This window comes from Pontibacter saemangeumensis (genome assembly GCF_039541895.1).
GTDB lineage: Bacteria > Bacteroidota > Bacteroidia > Cytophagales > Hymenobacteraceae > Pontibacter > Pontibacter saemangeumensis.
On the sequence record NZ_BAABHC010000034.1, the window covers coordinates 1 to 1,301 of the forward strand.

The 1,301-nt window shown below is 50.4% G+C and carries 1 protein-coding gene; it reads right to left on the reverse strand.

What is annotated here, in order from left to right:
- Positions 1-55 precede the first annotated feature (55 nt).
- Complete coding sequence (locus tag ABD920_RS22130; RefSeq protein ID WP_345162439.1) at positions 56-1,012, reverse strand: IS110 family RNA-guided transposase; 957 nt, start codon at positions 1,010-1,012, stop codon at positions 56-58.
- Positions 1,013-1,301: the final 289 nt, after the last annotated feature.

The following is a 1,301-nucleotide window of genomic DNA, read 5'->3' on the forward strand; positions in this document are numbered from 1 at the left end:
TTATGAACTGTGCTAAAAAGCAAGTGTATCTGTGCTTTTATTCCAGCAGCTGCGTTCAGCATTGCGCTGAGTAAACCTCTCCTGATTTTACCATTCCGAACACCTGCTTTATCAGCTTGTTCATCACGGCCACCAAGGCTACCTTCTTTGCTTTTCCTGCCGCCACCATCCGCTCATAGAGCTCCCGGCAAGCCTTGTTGTGCACTTTTGCAGCCATGGCACACATGTAGAGCGTGGCCCTGATGTTCTTGTCCCCGATCCTGCTGATCCCCCTGTATCCTCTTACCGATGTACCGGACTCGTTGATGCAGGGACAGACCCCGATAAAGGCGCTGAACTGCCTGGCCGAGGTAAAGTTGCTGAACCCGCCAGAGACAATAATTAGCTCGATGGCAGACTTGGTGCTGATGCCGGGAATCGTCTGCAGCAAGGTAAACAGCTCCTGGCAGTGCTCTTCTGCCAGCTGTTGCATCTGTTCCTCTAGTCTCCCGATTTGCTTTTCTATGCTTGCCACGACTGCTTTGCAGGCCCTCACAGCGGCTTTGTCAGCTTCCTTTAGCTGCGCCAGGGCATGCAACTGGTTGGAGAAAGAGCGCTTGCTCTTGACCAGCAGCTTCAGGGACATGCGCTGTTGCTGCAGCTTCCGCATGAAGGGGGCTGGCGGCTCGAAGAGCTTGGGCTGCATGCGCTCCCCGTACTCAGCGATCAGCGCCGCATCCACCCGGTCTGTTTTCGTCCTTTTGAGCTTGGTCTGGGCAAAGCGCTTGATCTGCAGGGGATTCACCACAGATACTCTGATTCCTTTTTCATACAGCGCTACAGCTAAGTGCAGGCTATACACTCCTGTTGCCTCCATGATGCACCAACTCTGGCTTGGTAAGCTCTTAAGGAAGCTGCTGATGCCTTTTTTGTCGTTGCTGTGCAGGGAAGTGGTGACGCTTCCATCCTGTTTTGTAGCGACCACAAAACTGTCTTTGGCCACATCGATACCCATGTAAGTTTGCTCCATCATGTCATGTTCTTAGGTTATTCAGGTGACAGAAAGATGGCTTCTCTTGTACTCAACATCCTGATGCAGGCTCCGGGCCTAATGAACTGTTCAAGGTGAAGAAGCCGGGTAGGGGGATTGTCATAAAGCGCGGGCTTTTAGAACCCATGTAAAGCAGGAATCTTATTCCCTACCCAGTCTTTTTGTCTACAGCTTAAATACTCATTTTCTCTGTTTCTGATAAACTTTCAACCCAATCAACAAAAGGGAAAAAGGATACTTACAGGATTAGTGACAAACATAGGATGTAAAG

Excerpts from the sequence above, each read along its gene's own strand:
- ABD920_RS22130 (WP_345162439.1), bottom strand. The coding sequence starts at position 1,012 with ATGATGGAGCAAACTTACATGGGTATCGATGTGGCCAAAGACAGTTTT.